General features: G+C 51.4%; 20 protein-coding genes. 14 read left to right on the forward strand and 6 right to left on the reverse strand.

All coding sequences use genetic code 11. The annotated features are described in order from the left end of the window. Positions 1-11: 11 nt before the first annotated feature. Positions 12-3,257, forward strand: a complete 3,246-nt coding sequence (locus ACQE3D_RS18955) for an AAA family ATPase (RefSeq protein ID WP_427551214.1) — start codon at positions 12-14, stop codon at positions 3,255-3,257. Between the two features lie 48 nt (positions 3,258-3,305). On the opposite strand, the gene ACQE3D_RS18960 is transcribed toward ACQE3D_RS18955, so the two are convergent. From ACQE3D_RS18960 to ACQE3D_RS18980, 5 genes are all read right to left on the reverse strand, one after another. After that, the gene (locus ACQE3D_RS18960; protein WP_427551215.1) at positions 3,306-7,163 is read right to left on the reverse strand and encodes a hypothetical protein; all 3,858 of its coding nucleotides are present in this window, start codon (positions 7,161-7,163) and stop codon (positions 3,306-3,308) included. Between the two features lie 5 nt (positions 7,164-7,168). Continuing rightward, positions 7,169-10,336, reverse strand: coding sequence for a hypothetical protein (locus ACQE3D_RS18965; protein WP_427551216.1), 3,168 nt, complete (start codon positions 10,334-10,336; stop codon positions 7,169-7,171). A 157-nt stretch (positions 10,337-10,493) separates the two neighbouring features. Further along, a complete protein-coding gene (locus ACQE3D_RS18970; RefSeq protein ID WP_313729491.1) occupies positions 10,494-11,036 on the reverse strand; it encodes a HEPN domain-containing protein in 543 nt (180 codons plus the stop codon). A 76-nt stretch (positions 11,037-11,112) separates the two neighbouring features. After that, entirely contained in the window at positions 11,113-11,313 is a 201-nt protein-coding gene (locus ACQE3D_RS18975) for a DUF7706 family protein (protein ID WP_427551218.1), read from the reverse strand. Next, positions 11,310-11,978: a hypothetical protein gene (locus ACQE3D_RS18980; protein ID WP_427551220.1), complete on the reverse strand. Its 669-nt coding sequence runs from the start codon at positions 11,976-11,978 to the stop codon at positions 11,310-11,312. Before ACQE3D_RS18980 ends, ACQE3D_RS18975 begins: the two co-directional genes overlap by 4 nt. Positions 11,979-12,270: 292 nt before the next feature. Between ACQE3D_RS18980 and ssb the strand changes: the two genes are divergently transcribed. The 10 genes from ssb (at position 12,271) to ACQE3D_RS19030 (ending at position 21,850) form a co-directional block, all read left to right on the forward strand. After that, positions 12,271-12,822: a single-stranded DNA-binding protein gene (ssb, locus tag ACQE3D_RS18985; RefSeq protein ID WP_409521135.1), complete on the forward strand. Its 552-nt coding sequence runs from the start codon at positions 12,271-12,273 to the stop codon at positions 12,820-12,822. A 142-nt stretch (positions 12,823-12,964) separates the two neighbouring features. Further along, positions 12,965-14,014 carry a phage recombination protein Bet gene (gene bet, locus ACQE3D_RS18990; RefSeq protein ID WP_313730895.1) on the forward strand — a complete coding sequence of 350 codons (1,050 nt, stop codon included), beginning with the start codon at positions 12,965-12,967 and terminating at the stop codon, positions 14,012-14,014. Between the two features lie 96 nt (positions 14,015-14,110). Then, the gene (locus tag ACQE3D_RS18995) at positions 14,111-14,446 is read left to right on the forward strand and encodes a hypothetical protein (protein ID WP_313730894.1); all 336 of its coding nucleotides are present in this window, start codon (positions 14,111-14,113) and stop codon (positions 14,444-14,446) included. Then, positions 14,443-15,444 (forward strand): YqaJ viral recombinase family protein, encoded by a 1,002-nt coding sequence (locus ACQE3D_RS19000; protein WP_313730893.1) that lies wholly within the window; start codon positions 14,443-14,445, stop codon positions 15,442-15,444. The genes ACQE3D_RS18995 and ACQE3D_RS19000 overlap by 4 nt, the downstream gene beginning before the upstream one ends. 341 nt (positions 15,445-15,785) lie before the next feature. Beyond that, entirely contained in the window at positions 15,786-15,998 is a 213-nt protein-coding gene (locus ACQE3D_RS19005) for a hypothetical protein (protein WP_313730892.1), read from the forward strand. A 111-nt stretch (positions 15,999-16,109) separates the two neighbouring features. Next, positions 16,110-17,051 (forward strand): MoxR family ATPase, encoded by a 942-nt coding sequence (locus ACQE3D_RS19010; RefSeq protein ID WP_313730891.1) that lies wholly within the window; start codon positions 16,110-16,112, stop codon positions 17,049-17,051. A gap of 2 nt (positions 17,052-17,053) precedes the next feature. Continuing rightward, entirely contained in the window at positions 17,054-17,800 is a 747-nt protein-coding gene (locus tag ACQE3D_RS19015) for a hypothetical protein (protein ID WP_313730890.1), read from the forward strand. A 120-nt stretch (positions 17,801-17,920) separates the two neighbouring features. Continuing rightward, positions 17,921-19,126 (forward strand): DUF3150 domain-containing protein, encoded by a 1,206-nt coding sequence (locus ACQE3D_RS19020; protein WP_313730889.1) that lies wholly within the window; start codon positions 17,921-17,923, stop codon positions 19,124-19,126. A gap of 84 nt (positions 19,127-19,210) precedes the next feature. Continuing rightward, complete coding sequence (locus ACQE3D_RS19025; protein WP_313730888.1) at positions 19,211-20,968, forward strand: VWA domain-containing protein; 1,758 nt, start codon at positions 19,211-19,213, stop codon at positions 20,966-20,968. A 348-nt stretch (positions 20,969-21,316) separates the two neighbouring features. Beyond that, positions 21,317-21,850, forward strand: coding sequence for a hypothetical protein (locus ACQE3D_RS19030; protein WP_313730887.1), 534 nt, complete (start codon positions 21,317-21,319; stop codon positions 21,848-21,850). Here ACQE3D_RS19030 and ACQE3D_RS19035 read toward each other — a convergent pair. Further along, positions 21,828-22,202: a hypothetical protein gene (locus ACQE3D_RS19035; RefSeq protein WP_313730886.1), complete on the reverse strand. Its 375-nt coding sequence runs from the start codon at positions 22,200-22,202 to the stop codon at positions 21,828-21,830. The two genes, ACQE3D_RS19030 and ACQE3D_RS19035, sit on opposite strands and share 23 nt — an antisense overlap. A 108-nt stretch (positions 22,203-22,310) precedes the next feature. On the opposite strand from ACQE3D_RS19035, the gene ACQE3D_RS19040 reads away from it, so the two are divergent. From ACQE3D_RS19040 to ACQE3D_RS19050, 3 genes are all read left to right on the forward strand, one after another. Beyond that, on the forward strand, positions 22,311-23,030 hold the full coding sequence (locus ACQE3D_RS19040) for a hypothetical protein (RefSeq protein WP_427551224.1): 720 nt from the start codon (positions 22,311-22,313) through the stop codon (positions 23,028-23,030). Positions 23,031-23,176: 146 nt separating this feature from the next. Continuing rightward, positions 23,177-23,674, forward strand: coding sequence for a hypothetical protein (locus ACQE3D_RS19045; protein ID WP_313730883.1), 498 nt, complete (start codon positions 23,177-23,179; stop codon positions 23,672-23,674). A 115-nt stretch (positions 23,675-23,789) separates the two neighbouring features. Then, complete coding sequence (locus tag ACQE3D_RS19050; protein ID WP_313730882.1) at positions 23,790-25,553, forward strand: DUF4942 domain-containing protein; 1,764 nt, start codon at positions 23,790-23,792, stop codon at positions 25,551-25,553. The last annotated feature ends 4 nt before the right edge of the window (positions 25,554-25,557 follow it).

The following is a 25,557-nucleotide window of genomic DNA, read 5'->3' on the forward strand; positions in this document are numbered from 1 at the left end:
AGAGGCTGTCGATGAGAATACTGCTGGTACGTTTCAAGAACCTGAACTCGCTGGTCGGCGAATGGCAAATCGACCTGATGCACCCGGCCTTCGCGTCTGATGGCATCTTTGCCATCACCGGTCCCACCGGCGCTGGGAAGACCACGATCCTCGATGCTATTTGCCTCGCCCTTTACGGGCGGACGCCTCGCCTGAATAAGGTCACCAAGAGTGGAAACGAAATCATGTCCCGCCAGACCGGCGAATGCTTTGCCGAGGTAACCTTCGAAACCCAATCTGGGCGTTACCGCTGTCACTGGAGCCAACACCGGGCACGCAAGAATCCGGATGGAGAACTCCAGGCCCCGAAGCACGAAATTGCCAATGCCGATTCCGGCGAGATTTTCGAATCCAAGATCAGAGGGGTTGCCGACCAGATCGAGTCGGCTACCGGCATGGACTTTGATCGTTTCACCCGTTCCATGTTGTTGGCCCAGGGCGGCTTCGCAGCGTTCCTTCAGGCAGCACCGGATGATCGTGCTCCGATTCTGGAGCAGATCACGGGAACAGAGATCTACAGCCAGATATCCATCCGTGTACATGCGCGTGAGCGTGAGGAGCGGGAAAAGCTGAACCTGCTCCAGGCCGAAACGGCAGGCATCGCGATTCTTGAACCGGAACAGGAACAAGAGATTGGTCAGGCACTCAATACAAAGCAGAAGGAAGAGACAGACCTTGTGGTTAAATCCGCTGAGACCGGGAAAGCCATTGCCTGGCTCACGACCATCCATGGACTGAAGAAGGAAATCGGCGACCTGGCTGACGAGGCGAGTAAGCTGCTAAGCGATATCGAGACGTTCAAACCGGAACGTGAAAAGCTCAACCAGGCTTTGAATGCCGCCTCACTGGACGGCGCATACGCGATGCTCACTGCCACCCGTAAGCAGCAGACTGATGACACAGCCGCATTGAAAACCGAGGAAGAGGCTCTGCCTGGAATCGAATCCTCCGCCAAGGAACAGGCCGGAGTACTGAAATCGGCTGAGCAACAAACCGTCCGAGCAAAAGAAGAGCTGAAAACGGCCGCGCCTATATTGCAGAAGGTTCGCTCCCAGGATCAGAAGCTTGCCGATCAGAAAAAAGCTGTTTCGGAAGGAGATGAAGACTGTAAGAAGGAGGTGGCCAAGATTGACACTGACAAAAGAGCCCGACTTGAAGAACAGGATAAACGCTCCATGGCTCAGGGGACGCTTGATCTTGTGAGCGGCTACCTCAAGGAGCATGCGCAGGATGAATGGCTGATCGGCGGCCTGGCTGGTGTTGAGGAACAGCTGAGCGGCATGCTCTCCAAACAAAATGAAATTGTTCAAAAGGAGGCTGCTCAAGATACCGCCAATAGGACTCTGGAACTGGCGGCAAAGTCACTCGAAGACTGTCAGAAGCAATCCGGCATTCGGAAGCAGGAGTTGGAGGACGCCTCGAAACAGCTTCAGCAGGGTAAAGAGGATTTGATCCAACTACTGGGGGACCGCTTGTTGCGGGAATACCGCACCGAGAAAGAAACCCTGCTGCGTGAAATGGCCTTCCTGACGAAGATTGTGGAGCTTGAAGATCATCGGGCAAAGCTGGAAGACGGCAAGCCCTGTCCACTCTGCGGCGCAACCGAGCACCCTTTTGCGGAGGGGAATGTCCCTGTTCCCGATGAAACCGAAAAGAAAATCGACTACCTGACCAGGCTAATCAGTAAAGCCGAGGATCAGGAAGCCGCTATCAAGAAACTCGAAGAAGTAGAAAGCCTGGCCCGCAAAAATCTGACGGAGGCTGAAAAGCTGGAATCAGTAGCGGCTAATGACAAGAAGTCTGCCGAGAAAGCTCTGTCCGAGGTTAAGGACAGCCTAGTGCAATTGTTTGCCGATTTTGCCGAACGCAGGCAAGTCGTTACTACCAAACTCCAGCCGCTTGGTATTGCGGACATCCCTGAAACGGACATTTCATCACTGACCGAATCACTCAGAGCGCGTCTTAAGGCATGGCAGACCCAGGTCAAGAAAAAGGCGGACATCGAGAAACAGATTGCCGACATTGACAGAGAGGTGAATCGGCTGGATGCGGTTATCGAAACTCAAAGCACCGCCCTTACCGAAAAGCGGGAACGTCTGGAGACAATAAAAAAGGAACTCGCCACCGGAAATGAAGAGCGCAATGCACTTTACGGCAACAAGAATCCCGACGATGAGGAGCGCCGGTTGAACAAAGCGATTTCTGATGCCGAAGATGCCGAAAAACAAGCTAGAGAACGGCACAATGAGCTCCAACAAAACTGGAATACTGCGAAGGCCCATGGCGAATCTCTGAAAAAACGTATCAACCAACGAGAGCCGGAACTGACTAGGCTGGAAATTGAATTCTCCACCGCGCTCGCACCTTTGGGCTTTTCAAATGAAGAACAGTTTCTGGCAGCCATACTATTTTCTGAACTGAAAGCTGAGCTGGCGGCTAAAGCTAAGGATTTGGATGATCGGCAAATAGATTTGAAAGCCAGACAGAAGGATAGGGAATCACGCCTGGACACAGAAATGGCCCGCAACATTACCGACAAGTCGCTGGAAGAACTCGAGCCCCAATTTAAGGAGCACGAAGACTCTCTGAAAGAGCTGCGGGACATCATTGCCGGACTCAAGCATAAGCTCAGCGAGAATACGGCTGCAAAAGAGCAGGTAAACGACAAGCAGACGGCTATCGAGGCACAGAAAAATGAGTGTCGTAGGTGGGAAAACCTACACGAATTGATTGGCTCGGCGGACGGTAAGAAGTACCGGAATTTTGCGCAGGGATTGACCTTTGAAATGATGATTGGTCATGCCAATAGACAACTTCAGGAAATGACTGACCGCTATTTGTTACTTCGTGATGCCACTCAGCCACTTGAACTCAACGTGATCGACAACTACCAGGCTGGTGAGATTCGATCCACAAAGAACCTTTCCGGCGGCGAGAGTTTTATCGTCAGCCTGTCCCTAGCATTGGGCCTATCGCATATGGCGAGCAAGAATGTCCGAGTGGATTCACTTTTCCTGGACGAAGGGTTTGGAACTCTTGATGAAGAAGCGCTTGAAACCGCGCTTGAAACACTTTCGAGTCTGCACCAGGATGGCAAAATGATTGGAATCATTTCACATGTTTCTGCGCTAAAAGAAAGAATTAGCACCCAGATTCAAGTAACTCCCAAAACAGGGGGTAGAAGTCAGGTAACCGGACCTGGTTGCACTCAAATATAAATTATTCAAACCAAATGATGATGTCTTATCTGGCAATATCGAAATTAGTTAGTGAGCCAACAAAATTGTATTCAATAAATTGAGCTCATTCGATGCTGCTAAATATCTATCATCAAAAATCAGCTCCAGTCTTGCCGGATCTTGCTCACCAATCGCCGCAGCATACGGGATATCCGCATAGCGTGGAATGACGGGCAATATTTCAGCGGTGGTGGGTATGCAGGCACCCAGCGAATCCCTCCAAGCGATTTCATCATCGCCAAGCGAAGGGAGTCTGCCACTGGCATCTTTTTTCCAGAATCTGGGGTAATCCAATGGTACAACAATCCAGGTTGAAGGTGATTGAAGCGATTTGACCGTTGAAAATTCGCGTGTTGCCTCGTCTTTTTTGCGTGCCAGTATTCGAAATAGTTCTTCAGCGGAATGTCGCAATTTAAAAGGCAACGTCTCATCCTTATAAATATGGCCCAATTCTCCAAATAACTTTTCGCTTTGATGGCCGACATCAGTTGACCAACCTTCAACGTTAAACCGCTCTTGTTTCTCAAGACTTTCCCAATGCTCCAGCCAAAAGGGGCCGATACAATAGAGATGATCAGGCAGTAAACAATCGGGATCGTCATTCGGCGAAATCAATAAAGGTGCATTATCAGCACTCGCGCGTCTGGAAAAATTCTGAATATCCTCCAGTCGAACAACGCTTTTAAAGTCTTTAGATCGCGCTGTCGCGTCCAACGAAAATTTCGAAAACAAGCGCTGGGTATTTCTTTGAGCATTGGCGACCAAACCACGCCGATTCACATCCGCCGAGTACTCCCTCAAAAATACGTCTGCTTCTCTCAAAAACGCTCTAACATGTGTACTCATCAATGACAACATTTCTTCGCTACCAATGCCGCCCACTGGAACCATGGCAAGATTCTGTTTATCCAGGCCTGCATCACCGACAATGCGGGTATAAATAGTCGATCGAAGCATGACCAGATAGGTCAAGAGATCGCTGACCTGCCTTAGCCATTGTCGAGGCTCCGGAACTTCATCCTGTGGCAGAAAATCTTGTAGGAGCATGACTAAGCGGCGATCCTTCCAATCACCATCATCGCAAAGCATGCCATTATCCGACGTGTAGTATTTTCCACGTCCCCGATATATCAACTGAGCCACTTCCATCAATGCCGCTTCGATACCAAAGCGGGGAATCATAGCGATGATCCAATCAGTTTTCGGGAAAGAGACTCCGCGAGCCCCACTCGATGTCATCAAAAACACTTTTACGGTATCCCGCCTATCATCAGCAATCAGAGTCTTGCGTTTGGCAGCGGTGACACTCGAATCCAGAATCGCCACCTGCAATGCCGATAATAATGGCTCACCATCTTCACTGGTGACTAACACTGTCTCGATCGAACGAAGAAAGGCTTTGTCTTGGGCGAAAAAAATAACCTGGTCTGCGCCTAAATCCAGCGCTCGCCTAATTTCCTGGATGACATTACCGATAATCGCTTCACCTTGTTGCTCGGCAATGGCCTGCCGCACAGTTTGTATTCTTCCGTCCGATAATTCACCTGGCTTGATCAAATCCAGCCTAACCCGATAATCTATGGAAAGCCTAGTTGCCGGGTAGCTGTTTGTCATGATGTGCAGAACCGGCAAGCGTTTTCCACCGATTCTGACCGGCATGGCAGACAATCGAAATGGTCTTTTCCCGGCACTTTTGGAAACCAGTACCTTATCCGGGGTGCGTTTACCACTATTGAGATAACGATCAAGAACGATCTCATTACCCAAAGAAGCATCGGATACAATCAGAATCACGCGAAACAAAGGCTCTTGATCAAAAGGCCGAATGAACTGCTGATCCAACCATCGGGCGACAGTATGAATAAACGGAGCACCCGCACCGTCTCCGGTCAATTCATCGACCATGACCACAATGGTTTGGATACGCTGAGAAAACTCCCGTCGCTCCTGCTTTCCAGATTGTTTGTTAGTCGGATTTTTAAATAGATTATCAAGAGCAGACAAAGTACTTTTTTCACCGCTCAATTCCCGATAACCTTGGATAGCCGCGGTCAGCACAACGCGATTGATACAGGGGTTTTCAGCCAGAAGATTTCGTGTCGCAAGAGACAACACCTTTAAAACGCCCGGCCGTTTATCATCTTCCATTCTGTCCTGTCGTTCGGTTTCAGCTCGTTTCCGATTACTAGAACCAATATGGGTCAATTCCAGCGCCTCTTTTGTGGCAGGCGAAAGAATCAGAGTACTGTTGTCTGGGTGTTTAAGGTTTTCAACCCCGTCGGCCACTACAGCACTATCGACCATTCGCTTGGGTACCGTGCCATCCTGCACTTGTTTTTCATACCAGGCCTTGGCAGCACCGATGAGTTTCGAGTTAGTGGTAACCGTCAGGATACCGCTGGTTTGATTGTTGGTTCTATCCCTTGCCAGATTTTCGGTGACATCGTCATTGATAATGACTCTGGGACTGACATAGAGAAACAAAAAGCCTTCGCTGGATTCCTTAAGGAAACTGACAACGGCCGTGGTTTTACCGATGCCCGGATTCCCTTCAAGACCCAACACAGTCATTTGGCCCAATACTGACGATCGCATGCCGGCAACGACGGCTGCTGAGTGTAAATCGCGTAATGGCACAGATTGGCCGTATTTGACTCGCTCTGCAAGGGTTGCCGAAATCGCCGTTTGAGGATTGGCTTTGAGGAAATCGGCTATGCTCGAATCTGAATCTACCCAAGACAAGGCTTCTTGCCAGGGCATGGTAGCCATAGGATTCAAAAACCCCTCGACGTCTTCAGAAAAATTGAAGGCTAGGCTTTTGCCGGGTTCTGGCAGTTCGCGCATATCGACAAACTGCTTGCTGATTGCCTTGGGTAAAGCCTTACGAATTTTGTCAAACGCATGTCTGATATGATCGTTCAACGCATCTTCATCGCAATCTGGCACTTTTTCGGTGTCGCGATAGGCCCGACCCAGACTTTCTAGCAGGGAAACTCTGGGATCGACTTCATGCCTGGAAAAGAATCTGGCAGCCAAACTTTCAAAGCCATTTTGGGTGATGGAAAGTGCACGAGCATTACAAGGCTTGTCATCAAACCCTTGGCTCTTCAGCCATCGCATAGTGGTGTGGACGTAGGAAGCGGCCTGACATAATTTGTACAGGGGCTTGTCGCGACCAGTAAATGCAGGTAAGTGATTTTTGATGTCGGGAGACAGAACAAATTCTTCCCCGGAAACTTCAGCGCATACTCTGGAAAATACGCTGCGAGTATCCATGAACCATGCAAAACGCCGGAGTTCTTCCAAATGGGCACCGGGTTTGCTGTAGTCAGCCGTTTCAGGCAAACCGTTTAGCGAAAACTCGAGACACAGAAATTCGCGGCCCAAGGAATCGTAACTTGGCTCCAACCATAGCAAGAAATCAGCTCTGGCTGGAAAGCCTTTATTCGCCAAAGCAGATTCAATCCGCTCTTGTCCAAAGGCAGCAGCCCAGGCCAGCAAAGCTTCTTCTCTTTCGGCATCGAAGTCGCCCTGTAACCGAGGCAGTTGTAATGGACACCACAACGCTTTGATGCGGTAATCCTCAGCGTCAGACTTTAATTTTCGCAAATATTCCCGCATGGCTGTTTGCCCTAAGCCCATTCCCAACTCGAAAAGATGCCGCGCGGTTTCACGGGTACTGGCTTTCAGGTTTTGATCGACTTCTCGAAGTTCTTTGGCCAGCGCGGCATACACATCAGCCGCATCCAATGCCTTCCAGGGTGTCAGATCAAGACTATCCAGATCCTGAACGGTACTCGCCATTAAAGCTGTCAGCACACCTCTTTTGACGGCAATTTCGAATGTCTGTCCCCACAGCGAATGTCGTTGAATAGGATCAAGCAAGACGATTACCCACTGTGAAGGCTTTCAGTGACATGAGACAACAATGCCGGTAATGACAGCAAAATGTTGCCTTTACGTCGACTAGAAGGCTGGACCTCAATTTCTCCTGCTGCACCGCTAGACGATGGTTGCACCCAACCGAAGGGATCCAATACCGGTTTAAAGACGCCACCATCCGGTTGCTTTTCAGCTTCCAGGAAATGCAATCCTCGTAGAACCGCCAATAGACAATCACGGACGCTATTGCCAGACCCTAGCAGATTTGAACGAACCCGTTCCCTCCACTCGCTGTTTTTCACCTGGTAATCGGCGTCCCAAAAATAGGTGCAAAAGCCTGATTGCGGCCTAGCGGCATCGTCATTGCCAACAATTGCCAAGGTTGCAAAGGTATAGACCGGGATAAGTTGCTTGAGCACGCCATCGCCTTGATCAAAGGCAAATTCGTCGTGGTCAGAAATTCGCACAGCCTCAAACGCCGATTCGGCTTTACTACGCGTGCGGAGTCGGGTTGCAGGAAATACGTCTCGCCGCAGCATGTACAGACTAACATGGGGAAACTTACAAGCCACCTCGTCAAGAAATGCCGTTTGGGTATGTGGCGAATGTCGCTGCGCCGAACGATTGATACGCCGGTTACCGAAATGGCTCGATACCAGAATAATGTGCTCGTAACCCAGCGATTGCAACCTGGAGACTTCTTCAACGATGAGTTTGGGGCTTTTGAAGGAATCGCGTGTTTCTACAACATGGGTTTGCATGCGGTCAAAAGACAGACGATAACCGACCGATGTTTCATTAACAGCTTCCGCAAAATAAGTTTTTGCTCGAAATACAAAGCCATCGGTATCATTGGTTTGCGGGTGATCGTCGCAAGGTCGAGTGCTATAAACCAATGTAGCAACCTTATTAACCGATGGTACGCGGCTGGTTGCAACAATCAGGGGAAATGCGGCCGATAATGCAAAAGCCGCCCCTCTGGCTTTGTAATGATGATTGAGCCCATCCGCCACAAGACCTTGCATTCGCACGGGAAAATCGCGCATCAATGCGGATTCGACGGCTTGTGAAATGGCATATATCCAATGATCTCCCTCATCCTTGGCCGCAGTTTTACCCTGCTGTTGAAAACGAATCATCAGCGCAGGCATCCGTTTTTCGGCCTGGGACACCAGTTTTTCACTCAATACCTGAAGCACCACATGAATCAGAACAGTCATTGCTGTAGCTGCGGCGGCACGATACTGCCGACTGTCTTCTTCGGAATATTTTGGATGGTTGCGGTATTTCAAACGCTCGGGATCGTACCAAATGTCGATCCCCGCGGGCATGAGCCACTGGGGCTCAATCTTGACTCGAGACAGCTTAGTTATAGGATATTGATTTTCATCAACCCGGAACGGTCTCCAGGTAATATTCAACAGTTGACTGGGTAGCTCCCTGTGAATTTGAAAAATACTATTTTCATCGTCCCTTTCGGCCAGCGTCCTTTCATTCAACTCCGTCCGAACACGAACCGAAAATAAGGCATCGGGCACTTCATCCGGTTTTCGTGCAATTTGAATATGTCTGAACCACTCGATATTTTCGGGTTGGCCTGATGCTGGCTTGATTAACGGATCGCGTACTCTACCCTTGGATCGCTCTATGGAAGACCAGTCCACCACGCTCTGCTGAACGACCAAATATAAATCATCAACTGATCGCTGCGCGTGAGCAATGACATTATTAGATCTGGTACGTAACAGGGCAACCAGTGTTTTGCTTAGCTCCTTGACGTTGAGACTCCATAAGCTCAAATCATCCAGCATCGCAACAATTGCCAATCTGCCTTGCCCGCTCAATCGAAGAGACAATTGCTGGGCTTCAGTTATCAAGTCTGATGATTGGATGCTGGGATTCAAAACCAGCCATAAAACGACAAGCTCGCAAAGATTCCTGCGCAATACAAACGGCGATATTTCATTAACGGAATCGTTAAGAAGAATGTCACGCAAGCGATTCAGCCGGGCATCAAAAGCCGGCTCCATCTCACTACGCGGATCCTTGCCGTTCACCCGAAATCGATAACTCACTTCACGAACAACAGAAACGCCCCGTGATTGTGGATCAACCCGACGCGATTCAAATAGTTGAGTATTCCATTCTGCCCAGACTGGCAGGCAGTTGTAGAACAACGCTTTAATGAGCTCATCTGCGATGGAGAATTCCGCAGTCAACCCAAATGTGCGTGTAAGATCAAAGTGCAGTGAATGGGGCGATTCTGGAGTTCCGTAATGCTCGAATAGCTGATTGACCCTATGAATATAATCAACAAATCGCCGATCATTGGCATGCTCTGACTTTGATTTTTGGGCAGCCAAACTATCCATAATCGCGAAGCTGACTCGCAATCGCACGCGGGACAACGCTTCGTCCTCAAGGAAATTCAAGAATCGAGTCACTTGGCTATCTTGTTTATCAAAGTCCTGCCGAAGCGTTTCAATTAATTTTTCTTGTTGAACATTATCAAACTCGTCGTCTCGATAAGCATGGGCATTTGAAATGCTGGATGCCATGCGATCAAGCCAATCTTCAGCTTGAATTTCTTCCTGGGCAGAGATCACACGTGCAACATCCTTATCGCGATCTTGTGCAGACCGGTCAGTTTTAGCAAATTCCATTGCTACTATTTGTGCCGGCAGTTCTTTAAGAAAATCTTTAATCCCAGTTAGTTTGGATAATGCCTCGCACGCCACCTCGGGATCTTTGATCAACAGGCTATCGGCCGAAAGTTCGAGTTTTTCAATATCATCAACTATCAGGCGTTTTAATTTAGTAATGGCCTGAGAGAGACCGGTGATATTGTCATGAAAAATCCGGCCGCCGAGTTTCGCAGTAAAATTTTTTGGTGGATTGACTAAATCACGCAGAAATCCACTATCGGGTGTTTGGCAGAATGCCTCACGGAATTCTTTTAGAGCAAGAAGCCGCCGAAGTATTCCGTATGTATTAATGCTGAGCCGGTGTTTTTCAGGATCAAACTTTAAAACAGACCAACCGAGTGGGTGAGCGGAATCTTCACCAGATGGTGGAAAAACTTTCACCAAAAATTGAATGAGCGAACTGAGATCGGTGGATGGAATTTGTCCGCGCGCATACACGGACGCTCCACCTTGTTGGGTGGTTTGTGACATCGGCATTCTCCAAAATAGATTGACCTTTACTGGTCACATCGCCCTCTATGTCTGCCGAACAAATAGAGAACGGGATTATCTTTCTATATTTTAGAGTTTATAGCACAAAGGGTGAGTTGCCCCAATAATTCAGAGCAAAACGTTATTTACGTAGCGATTAGAGATTCGCATCCAAATATGTTTCCGTTGCTTTGACTAATTCTTTGATGAACCGAATGACTTTTTCGAGTTCGTCACGTCGTATCAAATGCGCTTGCGGTGCGCCATTGTTAATGGGTTTCGACCGATGAACAGCATCCCCTCGTTTTGAGATCCAGTCGTTTAGAGACTTTCGAGCTCGCTCAGGATCGGTATTGGCCCATGTCCAACCCAAGGTTACATCGATTCCGACATACTCTAGGAAAAGGCGTTTGGTTTTGTCCGAGCTAGGATTATGAAATTGCTTAAGGTCTTGATGCAGCTTTTTATGTATGAAGTCGCCGACATAGCTGCCTGACACAGCTCCCAAACGGATATTCATCGCTTCGGTTATGCGATCTTCGACATAAGTTTCCCAGGCAGTGAGCGCCATCACTAGGCCTGCTCGTTTTAAAACCTCAGCGTTTGCCGGGGGCGGGTTGGTGTTGATTGCGTCGAAATGAGCTAAAAGCTCCTCAGCATCTTTAATTGAATAATCGAAAGCCAGCTTTGCTTGGGACATCCTTGATCTCGAGGATAAAAATAAAGCACTGATAGTACTGTATTGATCGAAACTCTAACAACAGAGGAATTGCTTGCTAACGTGGGCTATAGCCAATTGCCGCCAAGTTACTTTTGAGCTTTTCCGCAGCCACTATCATGCGATAAGCCTCCTCATCATCGACTGCGTTACTTCGAAAATCAGCAAATCCAGCTCGCTTTAGAAATTGCGCCAAATCCCAAGCCTCCTGTTCGGATAGTGAAACGCTCAAGCATATTTCACCCGAACTAACTGTCATTGCCCACCCGCCTTATCCGAGTCGATCTCATCGACCAATGGGTCCTCATCCGTGGAAAGTTTCGCTGGCTCACCCAACAGCCCAGATTCTTGTCGGGCCAATCGTACTTCCTCTCCATGCCCTTGTTCATAAGCGGCTTGATGCGCATGCCGTTCCATCGTCACAATTTTATTGGCTAGTCGCTGTAACCGCTGCTGCCACTCTAGGCGTGCTGCAATGCAATGTTTGTTGGAGATGACCTGGCACAGCCACAAGGTGTCCATCACGATCATCAATTGATCCAGCAAACGAATCAACTCGACGAATTGGGCTATCTGGGGCGACGCAATCTTGGCCACAAATTCTCTGGGATGCGTGTAGGTCGGCGTTTCATTGATGCCGTTGTCAGCCTTGAGTTTTTCCAGTCGACATTTTTCCTGCTGCAGTTGCTCCGCGCATTCGTTAATCATCTGACTGACAATATTCTCGATTTCATCGACCGTTTCCTCTCTGCCGATGATGCGCAGGATCACGTCAATCGCATACAAGGACACCATCAGTCGGTGATAGCTATCACGAATCACCCTAATGGCTTGTTCGCTGTTGATGCTAAACGTGCGCTCGAATATCGGGCGACTGATGGCGCGACGCGAGGATGGTTTTGGCTGTGGAGCTGCTTCGGACATGACCGTTTCCTGATTTGGACGAATGGTTCATGATCGTATGCCAAATTCTTTAAAGCCTTTCCGCAGACGACGGCGAATTCGTCATCAGCTGCAAGCACACTTCAAAAAATCTCTGCTTCAATAGCCGCCAATGGAATCGGTTGGCCTTCAGCCTTCCGATTCTTCCCAGACTTTCTCGGCGGGTCTTTCATGATCGCCTTGATCCGACTTCGGTCGGCGTTCCGTTTTTAAGCGGCGACGGTGGTTTTCCATCGGCGTGTCAGGTGCGTCAAGCCTGATGTGACTATTGATTGTGTTTACCCTGCCGGGCGTATCGATTCCCTGCGGGGATTCGACGGCCGGCATGCCCATCGCCGCGCCGCTGGGTAATGTTATCGTTGAGTCGGGCGCGGCCGACAGGAGGAATGTCATCATGGCCAATCGCGGCGTGAACAAAGTCATCTTGCTGGGTCGGCTCGGCGCCGATCCGGATGTTCGCTTTATGCCCAATAACGGCGGCAAAGTAGTCGCCGTCCGTTTGGCAACCAGCGAAGTCTGGAGCGATCCAAAAAACGGCAAACAGGAGCGGACCGAATGGCATCGAGTGGTGTTTTTCAAAAAACTCGCCGATACCGCCGAGCAGTATTTGCACAAAGGTAGCCAGATCTACATCGAAGGTCGTTTGCGTACCCAGCAATGGGGCCAAGCAAATGACAAGCGGTACCGTACCGAAATCGCCGCCTTTGAATTGCAGATGCTGGATCGCCCAAACGCATCGGCAGCCGCCAACGGTTCGTCATCATCGCCAGCGGCGCCCGAAGACGCCGATTGGGATGACGACTATAGCGATATGCCCGTCCATTAAACCCCGACGCGCTGATTATTGGCGTTCGTTGGTTTAACGGTTACACCGCCGACCCTTTTCAGGTTTCGGTATTTCAACCCCCAGGGGAATTCCATTCCCTGGCGGGCAATGGCGTTCCCTTTTTTATTGAAGGAGATTCACCATGAGCCAAAACAACCGCAACACCTTACCCAAAACCCGCGACCTGCCGATGCCGGCTGTTGTGCAACAAAGCTACGGCCTGTCGGAACAGTCCTGGAAAGTGCTGACGGAAGTCACTTTTCCCACGGCCAAAACCCCGGAAGCCATTCTGATGGCGCTGGATTATTGCAAGGCCCGCAAGCTCGACATCTTCAAAAAGCCGGTGCATATCGTGCCGATGTGGAGTGCTGCTTTGGGCCGCAATGTCGAGACCGTCTGGCCGTCCATCATGGAAATCCAGACGACCGCATCCAGAACTGGTGTTTGGGCCGGCATGGACAGACCCGTCTGGGGCCCCGATGTCACCAAAACCTTTACCGGGCGCTACAAGGACGACAACGAGCAATGGCAGGAATCCAGTGTCACCGTGACCTTTCCCGAATGGGTAGCGGTTACCGTCTACCGGATCGTTAGCGGCAAGCGTTGTGCCTTTACCGAGGAAGTGTATTGGCTTGAAGCCTATAGCACCGCCGGCGGTAAACACTCGCAAGTGCCGACCGCGATGTGGATCAAACGCCCCAAGGGGCAATTGGCCAAATGCGGTAAAGCGGCGTCCTTGCGTGCAGCTTTTCCGGAAGAATGCGGTTATGCCGCCGAGGAGATGGATGGCAAAACGCTCGACGATGTTGTCGACAGTTCGGTGATCGATGGCGAGGCTACGCATTGGGAAACCGATGTTGGCCAAGCTGATGATCGGTTTGCCGGATCACCCGAGCAAACGCCGCACGTGATAGACGTGTCGCAAATCCATCCCAAGGTGCAAAAAGCCGTCGCAGAACTGGTACGTCGTACCGCTGCAGCCGGTGCCTGGAAAGCAGCCTACGACTATGCCCACCAGAAGTTCAAAGGCATCGATCTGACCTTTGCCTTGGTCGAGCTAGACAAGGTATCGCAAGTTGAACCCAAGGCAACACCAGCCCTGGAACAAACCGACAACATGGGCGTTCCGCCCTTGTCCGCGAAAGACATGGCGATGAATCAGGCCCGTCAAACCCTGGGGCACGCAGCTTAAAACGCTGTAATCCCCAATTCATTAACCACCCACAAGGGCGTCCTGTTTCGCCCACTGGGTAGGACATGACGCTCTTTGTTTTTATCAGGAGAGGTCATGAATACAAACGATCAATCATTGAACCGCGTGCCCTGTCATACCGACTGGCAACGTTACGATTCACCCACGGTGTTACGCCGTCACGGCCGAGGTTTTCTGGAACGCCTTTGGCGACCCCAGAGCAACGAACCCAATCCGCAACCTTTGAGCCAGCCAGAACTAACGACACTGGCCGAGAGTTTTGGCGGTGTCTGTCTACCGGCGCAAGACGAAATGCTGTTGCTATTCGGTGATGGCCATTGGGCCCGGCGTTGCCAGACCCAGTTGCACAAGCTCGGTATCGAGACGGTGCGCTTTGGTTGCCAGGTGCAGTTGACCGGATTCTCGCGATGAAGGTCATTGACGTTTCGCAACGTTCCGACGCCTGGCGCCAATGGCGATTACAAGGCGTCAGTGCCAGCGAAGCCGCCATCGTCATGAATCGTTCGCCTTACAAAACCCCTTGGCGGCTCTGGGCCGAGAAAATCGGCCTGGTACTGGAAGCTAGCCTGGACAACAACCCGTTGATCCGCGCCGGTATCCAGCAAGAGCCTGAGGCTTTGCAACGTTTCGAGGATAAACACGAGTTGATGTTATTGCCGCTGTGCGGCGAGTCGGAACAGTATCCCTTGATGCGGGCTTCGTTCGACGGCTTATCCGAAGCGAATGAGCCCGTGGAAATCAAATGTCCCCACGAGACCACGTTTCTGGATGTGCTGTTGAATCGGGAAGCGTCCGAGGCCTATCAACTGTATTGGTGCCAAGTCCAGCAACAACTGCTGGTGTCCGAAGCGCAACGCGGCTTTTTGTTTTTCTATCACCAAGGCCAGGACATCGAGTTTGAAATTCAGCGCGATGAGACCTTTCTCACTGAGTTGGTCGATACCGCGATGGACTTCTGGTCGGCGGTCAAATCGAAAAAGGAGCCGATCAAGGATCCCGATCGTGATTTGTTCTTGCCCAAAGGTCATGCGGAACGGCAATGGCAGCAACTGGCGGCGACGTATCGGCAACGGGCGTTGACGATCCAGGAACTCAAAAGCCAAATCAATCATTTGGAGGGCGAGCAGTCACTCATTGAAGACACCTTGGTGGCGTTGATGGGCGATTTCGTAGCGGCGGAGCATTCCGGGCTACGCATCAGCCGGTTTCAAAGCCAGGGTTCCATTGATTACAAGGCGGCACTGCACGCCTTGCAACCGGATGTTCAGGCTGCGGCACTGGAACTCTATCGTAAACCGTCTGCCACGCGGGTCCGCGTAACTTGCCGGGATGACGACGGTAAACATGCCGAAGTGCCGTTCGATGCTCAAGCCTTGAAAGACCTGGCAGGTGTGGACTTTTGGTTTTGAGGGGGCGTTTCAAGACATCCTGTAACCCTGGTGGTTACGGGATGTTCATTGATGATGGTCGGCTACGAGAGTTGACGCCGGAGACCTGATGGAATCCTTCAGTTTAGGCCTGTCGGTTTTAGGCTGGGCTTTTAAAAAAGTCCAATCCAAAACCCGCATCGTTCAGGTATTCCCTTCGTGGAATCCCGAATCCGGTTTCGACCGGCGTTCCGTTGTTAAGCGGCATGAGCGTTTGCCTCGTGTGCCAAGTGCGTCAAGCCTGGTGTGTTTAGTTTGTCCCGTTGGGGTTCATCACCCTCACGGGACTCGGTGACCCCTTTTAATCATTGAAGGAGGTCATCATGAATCACGACTTTTGGAAAACCTTGCACGGCTGGCTGAACGTTGCGCATAGCGACGACATTCATGCCAAAAAGCGGTTGTTGCTGGATCTGCACGGTCAACTCTCGGACCCCGGTTTGAGAAGCGACATTCAGCGCATCCTGCGCTTGATGGATCTGGAGCTGTTGGCCCGCGCCGAATGGGCGATGTACTGCGTCATGCAGCTACGTTAATTTCTTTATCTACCCTGGTTTCCCAGGGTTTTAACCACCCGTTGGGGCTCATTACCCTTCGGGGCGGTGCGCCCCTTGTTTTGTCTGAGGCTAGTCCTCGAGGAGCTCACCATGTATCAATCCTATTCCATCGCCGATACTTTCGGCATTTCAGCACCTGCTTCCATGAAAGTGGAAGGTTTCAAACCAGGACAAAACACCCATGTACCGGCGCAAAAACCCTATGTGTTTCGCAAGGATCATTTGCGCGATGTATTGGCGTTTTTAGGCGCACACAATGGCGATGGCTTATACCTGACCGGTCCTACCGGTTCCGGTAAAACCTCGTTGTTGGAGCAAGTCGCGGCGCGTCTACATTGGGGCGTGCATTCGGTCACTGGTCACGGTCGATTGGAACTCAACGACCTGTTGGGTCAGTACATGCTGGTCGACGGTGGCGCGATGAAGTGGATCGATGGTCCGTTGACCCTGGCGGTTCGCTTAGGCCATGTGTTGTTGATCAACGAAATCGATGCCATTGATCCAGCGGAGCTGATCGGTTTGAATGAAATCGTTGAAGGGAAACCTCTAACAATTCCGCAAACCGGCGACGTAATTGTCCCGCATCCCAAGTTTCGTTTGGTGGCCACCGGCAATAGTGCTGGCAGCGGTGATCAATCGGGATTGTATCAAGGGGTGTTGCGGCAAAATTTGGCGTTTCTGGATCGTTTTAGACTGATGGAAGTCGGTTACCCAGAACCGGAAGACGAAATGAAACTGTTGGCCGATGTGGTGCCCAGCATGCCGGAATCGGTACGGGAAAGCATGATCAAGGTCGCCAATCAGATTCGCAAGGTGTTTATCGGCGGCGCGGATGGCGGCGGCATGTTGTCAGTCACGTTATCGACGCGCGGTTTAGTGCGTTGGGCGTCACTGGTGGCCACCTTCAAAAGTGCGCCCAATGCCTTGGCGTATTCCTTGGACCGGGCCTTGACCTTTAGAGCCGAACCCGCCGAACGCGAAGCGATTCATCGCATCGCCAAGGATGTATTCGGTGACGATTGGGCGGCTTAGTCATGGCCGTGTGGAGTTTGTTTCGTTATCACAATAGTGATGGCAGTTCCAAAGACTGGGCCGTCATTACCAATGCCGACGGTTCGATCTCGACGCGTTGGGGCAAGACGGCTTCTCGTCTGCCGAGCATCAACACGCGAACCGGGATTCGCCAACTCGATATCGAACGGCAAAAACAGGCCAAGGGCTATGTGTTTGTCGGCGAAGTCGAAATTGATGATGACGGCAATATTCGGTTACCCCGAGCGGTACCGATAACGCCTACCTCGTCCATACCGCCCCAGGCGATCGCGGTCGACAAGCTATATTGGCATGTCGATTGCCGAGCTGGACACGCGACCTTGCTCGACATGGGTATCGCGCTACGGCGTTGGCAGGGCGATCTGGAAGCCTGGTCGCAAGCTTATGGACTGGCGGCAAGTAATTGGTCCGGTTGGCAACGGTTGATGGATGCCAGCCTGGGCGAGGAAGCCTTCGATCTCAGCGGGCAAATCCACCGTGAACACGAGGTATTGCCTTGGCTGTGGTTGATGGCCTTGAAGCAGGCCGCGTTTCCCGGCGTTTCTGTGGGTATTGCCACCGAAAATGGCCGTGATGTATCGGCTAACCTGAAAGCCGAAACAGAGGTATTAGCATTATTCGATACCGACGTCGAGGCCATACGGCCGCTGGCGGAAAGTTTGGGGCTACTGAAACCCCGGCTTGATCTGGCGTCGGCCATGTCCGATCAAACCGATCACTGGTTTTGATTAGCTGACGGCCAAACCGTTTTGTCCTGTATCGGGTTCGATGCAGGTATTTTTAACATTCACCCGGAAGGGGCCATTTGCCCCATGGGGTCGGTGTGCCTGCTTCCAAAGGAGGTACACATGACACACACCCAACTCATTTTAGATCAAGTGGTCTTGATCAAAGTCGACGCCACGATTTACGGCGCGCGTAAGAAGCTCAACAAGGAGGATCTGGTACTGGCCGACGGTAGCAAGTTGCCGCCGGAGGATTTGGCCAGTTTGGGGTCGAAGCGCCTACTCGATCCTGACCGGTTATCGGTGTTCAACCGTCTAAAGAAGGAAGCTGAACGCATTTGTTTACGCGTCGGTACCCGCTTTCTCGGCGGCTTCATTGTACCGGTCGCGGCAGCCGCGCAGGTCACGGCGGAACTGGATCGTATCGCCGGGGATTTTGCCCAGGCACGGGTCGAGTTTCTGGATGGCTACGATGCGGCGGTACAAGACTGGATGGTCAAACATCCGGAATTTGCCGGCATCATCGAAACAGCCATCGACTCGGTGGCCTTGGTTGCCACTCGCTTGACCTTTGATTATCTGGTGGTCTCGGTCGCATTGCCCGAACAGTTGCCGAAACAGGAGGTCGAACGGCTGGAAAACAAAATCGGTTCGTTGAGCGAGCAGATGTTCCATGAAATTGCGGTGGATGCCAACTTGCTGGTCGAGCAATCGTTACTCGGCAAGGAACAAGTCACCCGCAACGCGCTCAGGCCGATCAAACGCATCCGCGACAAACTCGATGGCTTGAGTTTTCTGGATCATCGGGTGGCACCGGTGGTCGCCACCATTGACGACTTGCTCGGCAAAATCCCGATTCGGGGATCGATCGAGGGCGGTTTACTGCAAGAAATCCTCGCCACGGCGATGTTGCTGGCCGATCCGGATAAAACCCGGCGGCATGGTGAAGGTTTGTTGGCGGCGCAAGCGCCTATCCTATCAACTGATACTAACACTGACGTTGATATTGATTATGAAGAAATTGTCGATGAAGCGGAGGCCAAGCCATCTGTGCTACCAGCATCACCCAAACCTTCACCTGTCATCACTGAGACCATTGCAGACGAGCCGGATTTTACTGATCTGTTTGACGGCATCTTTGACGATGAACTCGAACCGACACCGGATGAATGGGCGCTGGAGGTTTTGCTGGACAAAAGCAAGACCAATCTGGAAACCGGTAACGATGCCGATCGAGCCAATGATTTGGAAAACGCAGCGAAACCGGAACCGGTGACGGCAGGAGACGATGAGGAGGCGGACGATACCGACCAGGATTACTGGTTCTGATCCTACGCCATTTAACACTTCACCCACTGGGGCAAATTCATGTCCCGCTGGGGCCGTGGTTTGCCCCAACTTTTGGAGCACACCATGAAAAATAGAACCTTACACAACGCCTTCCCCATCGTTGCGGCCGCCATTGGCAACCGCTTTGGCGTCAAAGTCAGTGTCGGCGGTGATAAAGCCGAAACCGATGGCCAAACCATTTGGCTGCCGGCCTATGAGGGTGACGATCCGGATTATCAGGATGTTGCCTGGGGGCTTTTAGCCCACGAAGCCGCGCATATTCGCTATTCGAATTTTACGTTACGTTATGGCAACTCGGTATTACGTCGGCGACTATGCAATGCGATTGAAGATGTCCGCATTGAGCACGAACTAGCCAAGGACTTTCCGGGTACGCGGCTGACGATAGGCACCGTGATTGAAAAGATGATTGCCAAAGGCGATTTTGTGGCCAACAGCATTGATGATCATCCGGCCAATATTCTTTACAGCTTTGTCTTGAAATATTTGCGGGCCAAGGTGTTGGATCAATCGGCCTTATTGCCATTGGTCGAACAAACCGAAGCGGCACTGAAGGCAACGTTTCCGAAAGGTGCGGTAACGCGACTGAAAGGCTTGTTGTCCGAAGTGCCGGATGACTTGCAATCGGAGAGTGATTGTTTGCAATTGACTGATCGCATCCTGACCATGATTGAGCAGGAATTCGAGCAACAACAGCAGCAGAACCAAGCACAGCCATCGGCAGATGAGGAAAACACGCCTGAGCCGGATGACATGGAGCCCGATGAACGATTGCCCAACGACACTGATGAAAATTCGTCTTCAGAATCGGCGGGTAACGATGATTCGACTCCCAAAAATCCTGAAGATGAACCGGCAACGTCCTCCGACAGTTCGACATCCAACCCGCAAGGCGAAGATGAAGAAAACGCGATGATTGCTGACCCGATGGGTGTCTTGCAAACCCTGTTGTCCGCTGGTGACAGTGACATCGAGCAGGATGTGTTTGAATCGCTGAAATCGGCCTTGTCGTTGGCGGCGGAAAATGGTTCGGAATTGCTGATGCCCAGTGGCCACGAGCCACCCATGGACGAGCGGGCCGGTGCGTTTTTACTTCGTAAGGTGCAAAGCGAATCGGGAAAAATCCGTGCCGCTTTGCAAGGCCTGGTGCAATCGCAGACCTTAAACCGGTCTCAACCTGCGTGTCGTGGACGGCGGCTTGATGGCAAGCGTTTACACCGCTTACCACTCGGCGAAACCAAGCTGTTTCAACGCAAACAGTCCAAGGTGGCACCCAATACGGCCATTCATCTGTTACTCGATAAGTCCGAAAGCATGGGTTATCAGGTGACCGATAGCCATGGCCAGCCCATCGGATCGCGTATGCCGATTGCGTTGGAAGCGACTTTGGCGCTGGCGTTGGCCTTTGAAGGGATTCCGGGGGTTAATCCTGGCGTGACCGCGTTTCCTGGGCGTCAGGACGATTCGGTATATCGATTGCTGGAACATGGCCAACGTGTGAATGCCCGAGCCGGTGCATTTTCACTGGCCGCCGCCGGCAGTACGCCGATGACCGAAGCGATTTGGTTTGGAGCGGCCTCGCTGCTGCGTTGCCGGGAACCGCGCAAAGTGTTGATGGTGATGACCGATGGTCAGCCTAACGACACCTTGAGCACGCTGGAATTGTTACAGCGTTGCCGCGATAGTGGTATTGAAACGGTCGGTGTCGGTTTGGGGCTGGATGTCAGTCATCTATTCCCAATTGCCATCACCATCAACGATCTTTCAGAGCTGAGAGCGCAATTGTTCGAACTCTCGAAAGCGGTGTTGTTAGCGGCGTAAGTATCGGCCAGTCAATTATCCGTAGCCCATCCTTAGGTCTTAACCTGGCGATTGTGGCTACGGGTAGCTGAGTGCAACACGCAGTTTGTCGAATGCACTCCACATAAAGAGCCCATTCGACAAACAGACATTTCATGCATTCTTTCCAGAATGCTGAATCCGGCCTTGGTCGGCGTTCCGTCTTTAGGCGGCGAGCACGCTAAGCCGTGATCGTGTTGGGTGCGTTAAGCCCGATGTAAACCGCAGTGGTACTACCCACTGCAAATCAAAACCCGCTTCGGGCGACCATCGCCCAGCTGGGTGCTGTTCATTCGAAGTGTTTTTTATAATTTTTAAAGGAGAACTTCAATGAACTTTATTTTTGGTGTCATCTTACTGGCTATGTTCATCCTCGCCTTGCGAGTAATTTGGGCAACGGCATTGCAACTGCTGAGCGCATTCAAACACGTAGCTCAAACGTTTCACCGCTATCGTGCGCAGCGTTTCTCACGACATCGGCTACCGGTCATCATGCCACGTAGCCGCGAGGACATGGATTGGTTGGCGATATCGGATTCGGTGCGTCAGGAAATTCAGACACGTAATCACGGTGTCAATCGTGAGGCTGTTCGACTGGAAGCGCAATTACAGGCTAAGTTAAAAACCATCGAGATCTATGAGGCGGATATTCAAATCGCCAAACTCGAACGGGAATTATTGAAGATCAAACCGGTGATCGAAAGTCCCGAGCCTGAAGTCAAAAAACCTCGGCGTTCGAAAAAGCAATCGGTTGCGGTTTCTGACTCAGCGGCCCAGAAAATTCCGCATCAGGTATCCCAATTACGGGCAGCACTGAAAGGCAATGGTTTATCCGTGCCGGTCAGTGAGTCTGTCCGCCATTGAAAACCGCAAGCGTCGCGCCGGTTTGTGTCATTACGGTGCGTACCGGTCTGGCCAAATCAATCGTGGGTTCGTCGAAACGAAAGCCGTCCGGTAATAGCGCTTGGAGATCCTCAAAGGTTTCCCGTCGCAATTGCCGGATATTGCTCAACAACGCCCAGGCTCGCTTCGGATCGTCGATGTTTTGCAAAACATCGGTTTCCGCAGCATCCAACTTGGTCAAAATGGTTTTGCAAAGATTTAACGCATTCAGTCTGGGATCGAGTGGTATTGCCATCGATTTTCGTACTGGTTGCATACTCTCCGTCCGCTTAGGACTTAGGAAATCAAAAAGGCGCAAAATATCGTCAAACATGGCTATTTCTCTGCTATTTAATGAGTGTTAGCCACCATATACCGATTTTTACGTGAATTCAACCCCGCTGCGCGAGGCAACTTCCGGCTTTAATCAGCGACTTTAACCTTGCAGGAACTTCATCCTGTAGTGGGGTCGTTCCTGCATTTTTTGGAGGAAATGACCATGACATTAATCGAACAACCAAGCGTTACTGCAATGCAGACCGAAGCTAGCACGGTTCGCTATCTTAATCAGTACCGCTGTCCCTACTGCCAAACCGAATGGGAGGATAGTTGGGATTGCGGGTGTAATGATCGCTGTCCGAATTGCAACAAGGAAATCGAGCCTTATGAAAGCGCATTGATCGCGGGTGAATCGGCGGAAACCGAATTGCCAGGCGAAGATCCCGACTCAACAATTGTCACGGCGGCGGGGGTGAATCGGTTCTTCGTGGTTTCTTACGAAATCGACTATGTGCACCGCGTGTCGGTGGGTATCTCCGCGGAGAGTCCCGAAGCAGCACAACAGATTGCCGAGCAGGCATTCAATGACGCCACGATTTGGGATGACACCGCCGCCATGCCGTTATTGTCCGATGACTATCATGAAGCGGAGGGTGAAAGCCTAGTCTGGGAATGCGTTGCCGTTGAACAGCTGCCGGAACCGGATCATTCGGTACGGCAATTGAAGAAAGAGCAAGCGGCCATGCGGGTTTGTCGGGGATTGGTTGAAGCCTATCAACAAGGCGAAGCCAACGGCGGCAGTATCGATTGGGACGACTTGGATCAGTTAATACCTCTGGCATTACAAGCCTTGGGAAAACCTGCACTGGACATCCAGTCCTGAAAAATGCGCGCGTTTAGACGCGCAATTTGTAAAAGTCTGAGTTAGCCAAATCATTCGATTCGGTGCTCACTTATATTCACCCAAACGGGAATGTCCTATTCCCGCTGGGGAGTCGTGATGTTTCCGTTTTAATTGAGGACAACATCATGAATCAAATCTTTGAACACACCTTCAGCACAGGTCATTGCATCCAGTATCAGCGTTTGCCATCCGGCACCTGTTATTACGCCGATACACCGGAACCGGTGGTCGAGTTGCTTGAACAGCTTCGCCATAGCCGACGCAAAATCCGGCTGTATTACGGCGACACCCAAACCGGCCAATCCTGGCTCGATGAACACGATGTCATCGGCTGGATTGGTCGCTCGATGGGCGTGATCAAAGTGCCGCTGTTGATCGAACCGGGTGACATCGGTGGTCCCGCTTTACTGGACCACTGCATCGTTCGCATTGATACCCCTCGCCAGGTGCTTTACCAACACGATGATTTCCGGGTTGGCGAGGTGGAACTGGTCAGAGGCGAGCTTAACCGCTTGCCCTGGGAAATCTGGATCGACGGCAGCGTGCATGCCCGGTTCAAGGCAAAAACCGAAGCCCGGCAATATCAGGACTTCATTCAAGGTAAGCGGTTCGCGTTGATCTGACGCGCCGTTTTCATTTTTGACACTCGGTTAAGCCGAGTTTTTCACTGTACCCCTGCGGGATGATTCTATCCCGCCAGGGATAAATCGGTCGTCAGGGACTTTTTTGGAGAATACCATGACAGACCCTTATCAATATTACCCAACGCCGGAAGCACTGAGTCGTAAAGCTTGGGCGATGTTCAAGAACCAGCAATTCGCGCGGGTATTGGAGCCTTCAGCAGGCGAAGGACATTTGCTGCGTCCAGGGCCATACCAGTACGGTAAACGTTTGCCGATCGATTGCATTGAAATCGATATCCGCAAACACGCGGTTCTGCGCGATGAAGGTTATGCGGTGGTGGGGATGGATTTTCTGCAGTTTCAAAGCGGCAGTGTCTATTCTCACGTCATCATGAATCCGCCGTTTGCCGACGGCGCCAAACACGTGTTGAAGGCTTGGGAGATTTTATTTGACGGTGAAATCGTCGCCATTCTCAATGCCGAAACCGTGCGCAATCCGTTTTCGAAAGAACGCCAGCTGTTATTGCGTTTAATTGAGCAGCATGGCGAGGTCGAGTTTCTGCAAGAAATGTTCGCCGGCGAGGAAGCCGAACGCAAAACGCCGGTCGATGTGGCCCTGGTCTGGTTGAAAAAAACTTCGACGTTCGAACAGGACATCCTCGGCAGTATTCTGGACGATTTGCGCCAGGATCGCCGGGAGGCCGACGATGTGGCGGGCGAGTTTCAACTGCCCCATGAGTTGGCCTTGCCGAATGCCTTCATCGATAACGCGGTGTTGATGTTCAATGCCGCAGTCGAAGCAGCGCGACAGGCCGTGTTCAGTGAAGCCCGTGCCAGCCGTTATCGGTCCATGCTGGGCAAAACCCTCGGCGAACTGAGCGGTGGCGGTATCAGTAGTGAAGACGACTCGTCGTCGGATGCGGTGAAGCGGACGTTGTTTAAACGCTATCACGATCTGAAGAATCGGGCCTGGGCCAGCATTTTACGCTCGACACAGGTCACTTCGCGCTTGTCATCGACGGCGCAGAAACGCTTGGAGTCGGATTTTGAAGCGGTGAAGTCCTTGGAATTTACCGTGCCGAATATCTATGGCTTTCTGCAAGGCATCATCGATCAGCAAGGTGAAATTCAACTGAGCATGGTGTGCGATGTGTTTGATCTGATCACCCGCTATTACAGTGACAATGCGGTGTTTTACATGGGCTGGAAAAGCAATGACAAACATCGCACCTTGGGCATGCGGATCAAAACCACTCGATTCGTTCTACCAGGGCACAAAGTTGAGTCGTACCACAATAGCCTGAACTGGGAGTCAGAACGGCTGCTAGCGGATTTCGACAAGGTGTTTGCCTTGCTCGATGGCAAGACCGAAGCGGACGTGAGTTTGGTGTCGGTATTTCGGCAGCATTTTCACGCGCTTCGGGTCGGAAAACGGATCGGTGGCAGTTATTTTGACGTTCGCTATTATCCGGGCGTAGGCACCATTCACTTTTTTCCGAAAAGTAAAACCCTGATCGATCGGATGAACCGTTGGGTCGGTCGCCAGCGCCGCTGGTTACCGCCGGTGGAAAGCCAAGCCGGACAAGGTTTCTGGCAGCAGTTCGAACAGGCAGAGAACTTAGATCGGGCGTTTCACACCGAAGTGAACAAGCAGTGTCCACGCAGTAGCCGGCATGTCCATTTCGATCCCTTTTGGGCGATCAAGCACGGCGGCGAGTCGGAACGGGAAAAAGGCCATCGCCTGTTAACCCAGGCGATGAGCACGGTACTTGCCAGCCGGGGTATTGATCCCGATGCAGTATTGGAAAACGAACAATCCAGCTTGCTGGAATGGACGGGTTGCATACCATCGGCTACCGACCTGGCTTCGGCATCGTAATCCG

The sequence above is a fragment of the Methylomonas sp. MS20 genome (genome assembly GCF_050275925.1).
GTDB lineage: Bacteria > Pseudomonadota > Gammaproteobacteria > Methylococcales > Methylomonadaceae > Methylomonas > Methylomonas koyamae_A.